The sequence below is a fragment of the Nostoc sp. UCD121 genome (assembly GCF_014222285.1).
In the GTDB taxonomy this organism is placed as follows: Bacteria; Cyanobacteriota; Cyanobacteriia; order Cyanobacteriales; family Nostocaceae; genus Nostoc.
Window position 1 is genome coordinate 59,673 of sequence record NZ_JACKZS010000017.1, and the last position, 6,160, is coordinate 65,832.

The following is a 6,160-nucleotide window of genomic DNA, read 5'->3' on the forward strand; positions in this document are numbered from 1 at the left end:
GTACTTGTACTGAGCAAAACAAGTGCGCCTTGTAGAGAAGCTGTAAAGCCTGCGGCATAGCTACGCTTAGGGCGCAGCATCTCGTAGAGGACTATTGGGTATTATTTGGTTATTAATTCTTCTCACCCACTTCCGCAGCTTTCTGAGGAGTTGATATACATGACAGTCAATGCAATAACTGTATTTTTTGTAGAAGACTCTGCTGAAGACAGAGCTTTGTATCGGCGCTTCCTAGAGCGGGACGATCGCTACACTTATAATATTTACGAATTTGAGTCTGCAAATAAGGCGCTACAAGCTTGCCAAGGGAAAATACCGGATGTGATTTTGTTGGACTATTTATTACCAGATTTAGACGGGCTGGAATTTCTCACTAAGTTACAGAGGCAAACTTCCAGCAGCCAAATTCCAGTAATTATGCTGACGGGACAGGGAGACGAAACGATCGCAGTCCAAGCTATCAAAAGTGGAGCCTATGATTATCTAGTGAAAGGAAAACTGAACCGAGAAAATTTTTGCCGAACGATTCATGGGGCGATTAAGCATAAGCAGCTAGAACAGCAGCAGGAACAACAACGCCTAGTAGGAGAGATCGCTCTCCATATCCGCAAATCTTTGCAACTTCAAGACATTCTTACTACTAGTGTTCAAGAAGTCCGGCAGTTATTGGTTGCCGATCGGGTAGTAGTGTATAAATTTACTCCAATGATGCAGGGTTGCATTATATCAGAGTCAGTGTTGCCTGAATGGCAATCAAGCTTGGGACTAGAGATTGAAGATACCTGTTTTCAAGAAAGCCGGGGGGAAAAATATCGCCAAGGAAAAATTTGGACAACTACGAATATCTACGAAGCGGGTTTAAGTGAATGCCATCTGCAATTATTAGAACAGTTTCAGGTAAAGGCGAATTTAATTGTCCCCATTCTGGTAGAAAACATAGCGACTTCAGCAGTTGAACTTTGGGGTCTATTTATTGTGCATCAATGTTCTGCTCCACGGCAATGGCAGGCATTTGAGGTGGAATTGCTCAACCAATTGACTGTACAATTAGCGATCGCTATCCAGCAATCCCAACTCTACCATCACCTCCAAAGTCTCAACACTGAGTTAGAAGCCAAAGTACAAGAACGCACTGCCAAATTGCAAGAAAGCGATCGCCGATTCCGCGCTATCTTTAATAACACTTTCCAATTTACAGGATTGCTAACGCCATCTGGGATTTTACTGGAGGCTAACCAGACTGCACTTAGTTTTGGCGGAATTAAGCTGGAAGATGTCATCAATCGCCCTTTTTGGGAATCACATTGGTGGACAATTTCACCACAGACTCAAGAAGAATTAAAACAAGCGATCGCTCGTTCGGCTCAAGGGGAGTTTGTCCGCTATGAAGTTGAGGTTCTAGGCGCAAATAACCGAATAGCAACAATCGATTTTTCACTGCGTCCGCTTCCAGATGAGACAGGTAAAGTCGTTTTGTTGATTCCCGAAGGGCGAGATATTACTGAACGTAAACAAACCGAACTTGCTTTGCATGAGCGGGAAGTGATGTTGCACTTGATTGGAGATAATTTGCCCAATGGTGCAGTTTATCAGGTGATCCGCGAACTGGATGGGAGCGATCGCTTTTCCTATCTGAGTGGAGGGATGGAAAGACTAACAGAAGTCAAAGTAGAAGATGCACTCAGAGATTCATCTCTGCTTTATCGGCAGTTCATCTCAGAGGATATTCCCCGGCTAGAGGAAGCCGTTGAAGAGTCCCGGCTAAATCTGTCTGTCTTTGATATTCAACTACGAATCCGAACGCCTAGTGGTCAACTCAAATGGTTCCATTTTCGTTCTACACCACGCCAGTTGCAGGATGGGCGTGTGGCTTGGGATGGACTAGTGGTGGATGTTACCGACCTCAAGAACAGCGAAGAAACCTTACGCAAAAGTCAAGCTCTACTAGAAGAATCACAGCGAGTTGCTCGCCTTGGTAGTTGGGAGTTTGAAATTGCTAGTGGCAAAATTACCTGGTCAAAGGAGCTTTTTGATCTCTTCAATCGGGAACCCGCACTTTTGGAGCCAAACTATGAGGAAAATCTGCAATTGTATCACCCTGAAGATGGGCAGAAATTGCACCAAGCAGTTGAGCGGGCGATGGCCACTGGTGAGTCCTACAAACAAATTCTCCGTGTCCCCCAGAATGGATCTAATCGCTATTTTGAGGGTATTGGATATGCAGAATTCAACGCCGATGAAGAGGTGATTCGCCTTTATGGTACTGCCCAAGATGTCACCGAACAAGAAATTGCGCTACGCGATCGCCAAAAAGCAGAAGAAACTCTCCGCCAAAGTGAGGAAAGACTACAATTAGCACTTGAAGCTTCTGGGGATGGTTTATGGGACTGGAATATTCTCACTGGAGAGGTATATTACAACTCTCGCTTTTTAGAAATGCTCGGATACGGCTTGGATGAACTTCTACAAGATTTCAGTACTTGGGAGCGATTAGTTCATCCAGATGATCTACCTTGGGTTGAGGAAATCTTGGCAGCCCACCTCAAGGATAGTTCAGTACCCTACAAATTTGACTATCGACTCAGAACCAAATCTGGCGAATGGAAATGGATTGCCAACTATGGTAAGGTTGTCGTCCGAGATCAAGAGGGTCATCCTTTGCGGATGAGTGGTACTCATCGGGATGTTAGCCATATCTACGACGAGCTTCGCTTACGCAAACAAACTGAAGCAGCCTTAGCTAAAAGTGAAGAACAACTAAGGCTAACCTTAGAATTTAACCACATTGGTCTTTGGGATTGGAATGTTGAAACAGGCGAAGTTATTTGGAACGACAACCATTTTCGTTTGTTAGGTTTACAGCCAGAAACATCAGCAAGCTATCAGCTATGGCGCAATTGTGTTCATCTGGAGGATGTTGACCGAATTGAACAGGCTGTATTAAATGCGTTGGCAGAACATATTAATTTTGAAGATGAATATCGAGTGATTTACCCCGATGGCAGTGTTCACTGGCTCACCGGGAAAGGGCGCGGCGTTTACAACGAAGCAGGCGAAGCTGTGCGGATGCTGGGCGTGATTATTGATATCAGCGATCGCAAAAGTCTGGAGCGAGAACTAGCTCACAAGCAAAAGTTATTGGATGTCTTCATCAATAGCGCACCTGTTGGCGTAAGCATTCTCGATCGAGAACTGCGTTTTTCATTTGTTAATGAAGCATTAGCAGAAATTAATGGCATTCCCGCAGCAGCGCATATTGGCAAAACATTGGGGGAGATTGTCCCCGATTTGAAACCAAAGCTGGAGCAGGTGTTGCACGATGTTTCGACAACGGGTGAACCGATTCTGGATTTGGAAATCACTGGAGAAACCCCAAAACTTCCAGGTGTCATCAGAACTTGGCTAGCCTCCTATTTTCCGATTCAGTCTGAAGCCGATCAACCCATTAGTATAGGCATTGTTGTAGTTGAAATCAGCGATCGCAAACGTGCTGAACAAATGTTAGAGTTGCAAGCAGTAATTACCCGCAACATGGCAGAAGGAATTTGCCTAGTTCGTGCCAGAGATAGCGTATTGGTCTACGCTAATCCTAAGTTCGAGCAGATGTTTGGCTATGAACCTGATGAATTAACTGGTCAGCATATATCGATTGTGAACTACGGAGACGAACATACTACACCTGAAGAAGTGAATCAGGCAATTACGACTGCTATCTTGAAACATGGTGAAGCTAGTTATGAAGTTCATAATGTTAAGAAAGATGGCACCCCATTCTGGTGTAGGTCAAACGCTTCCATCTTTGGGCATCCTGAGTATGGAAGTGTCCTTGTTGCTGTCCACCAAGATATCACCGAACAGAAGCAAGCAGAGGAAAAAATCAAAGCTTCTCTTAAAGAAAAGGAAGTATTACTTAAAGAAATTCACCATCGGGTGAAGAACAATTTAGGAATTGTCAGCAGTTTGCTGCAAATGCAGTGCAGACGGACACAAGATCCAGTCGTGACAGCTATTTTGCGCGATAGCCAAAACCGCATTGCCTCCATTGCCCTAGTTCATGAAAAACTATACCGCTCTGAAGACCTCGCTGATATTGATTTCGCTCAATACATCCCAGATTTAACAACTCATTTATTTGATTCTTATAACATCAGTTCCAGGCAGATTCACCTGAATATTCAAGTTGATAATGCTAGCCTTGACATCGAAACTGCCATTCCTTGTGGCTTGATTATCAACGAACTGGTTTCCAATGCTTTGAAATATGCTTTTGTTGGTAATATTAGAGGGGAAATTGAGGTTAAGTTTTATCAAAAATCCGAGTCTATTTTTACACTCATTATTCGAGATAATGGCATTGGTTTACCTGAAAACTTTGATAGCAAGAAAGCTAAAACATTAGGCATAACCCTTGTTCATGGTTTAGTCAAACAGTTAAGAGGAAAACTCGAAATTGAATCTCACCAGGGAACACAGTTCAAAATTACTTTTACAAACAGCCGGATATAAAAATGATTGGTATCCCATCAAACACACATAAAAAGGAGACAGTTCGAATCCTTGTTGTTGAAGATGAATACATTCTTGCCATCAACTTACAAGAAAGTTTAGAGTCTCTGGGATACACTGTTTTAGGAATCGTCGATTCAGCAGCAGAGGCAATTGAAAAAGCAACTGAGTCACGCCCAAGCTTGATTTTAATGGATATCAGGTTACGCGGCGAAATGGACGGGATTCAGGCATCTGAGCAAATTTGGCGTAATTTGCAAATTCCTGTTATATACCTTACAGGTCACTCTGATAAGAGTACGGTGGAGCGGGCAACACTGACATCGCCCTTTGGGTATATTCTCAAACCCATCAAGGAACAAGAACTTTACGTTGCCATTCAAACAGCACTCAATCGCTACGATCGCGAGCAATTTTTGAGTTCTGTCCTCAGAGGAATGGGGGACGGTGTGATTGTAGTTGATCCTGAGTTGCGCGTAAAGTACCTAAATCAGGCAGGTGAAGCATTAACAGGGTGGCGATGGGATGAAGCCAAGGGACGGATGTTAACAGAGGTGTTCCGACTTGTTGACGAACAAACTCAGATCCCTGCCCAAAATCCAATTCTCGCAGCCCTCCAACAAGAAACTACTATCTATCTAGGCAGTCAAATTTTACTAATTACTAAAGACGGGACAACCATACCAATCGCTGACAGTGCTACTCCCCTCAGAGACAACAGTGGCATGATTACAGGAGCAGTATTAGTTTTTCGAGATGACACACAACGAAGGCTCACCGAAGAACGCAATCTCGCAACTGAACGTGCCCAACAACTAGAAATTCAAGTGGTAGAACTCCAACGCCTGAACAAGTTGAAAGAGGATTTTCTCGCAACCACTTCTCATGAGATGCGAACGCCCTTGTCAAACATCAAAATGGCAATCTCCGCCATAGAAAATATTCTTGAGCGGCAGGATAGCTTAAATTCAAGCACACTTTCTCCATCGGAATCTGTAGCCCGCTACTTAACTATCCTGCGTGAGCAGTGCGAACAAGAACTGGATCTAGTAGACAATTTGCTGCATATCCGAATGATTGATGCAGATGTCTATCCATTAGAATTAACTTCAATTCAACTTCAACATTGGTTGCCTCACGTCGCCGAGTATTTTGAAGAAAGGGCTAAAGCTAGGAAACAGACTTTGGAAGTTAGTGTTCCGCCAAATTTACCACCTTTAGTTTCAGACTTGGCTAGCCTGACCGAAATTATCTCAGAATTACTCAACAATGCTTGTAAATATACTCCGCCTGAAGGAGAAATTACAATGGATGTTCGGATAATTGACACCACAAAAATTCTCATAAAAGAGGATGCTGAATCTGGTGTATTAGATAACCTTCAAGTCCCCTACTTTCAAATTACAGTTAGTAATTCTGGGGTAATAATCCCCACAACAGAGCAATCTCGCATCTTTGAGCCATTTTACCGAATTCCTCAGAGCGATCGCTGGCAACATGGCGGCACTGGGTTAGGTTTAGCATTAGCAAAGAAGTTAGTAGAATATCTCCAAGGCAAAATTGAAGTTACTAGTTCTCAGGGCTGGGCAAGGTTCACAGTTCAGCTGCCGTTAAGCCTGTGAAGAAAGAGGCAGGGCGCGGGGTGGGGGTATGG

2 protein-coding genes are annotated in these 6,160 nt (G+C 43.7%); both read left to right on the forward strand.

The genetic code is table 11. The annotated features are described in order from the left end of the window. The first annotated feature begins 159 nt into the window (after positions 1–159). A complete protein-coding gene (locus tag GNF10_RS06200; RefSeq protein ID WP_185585123.1) occupies positions 160–4,506 on the forward strand; it encodes a PAS domain-containing protein in 4,347 nt (1,448 codons plus the stop codon). A 2-nt stretch (positions 4,507–4,508) separates the two neighbouring features. Next, on the forward strand, positions 4,509–6,128 hold the full coding sequence (locus GNF10_RS06205; RefSeq protein ID WP_185585124.1) for a response regulator: 1,620 nt from the start codon (positions 4,509–4,511) through the stop codon (positions 6,126–6,128). Positions 6,129–6,160 lie beyond the last annotated feature (32 nt).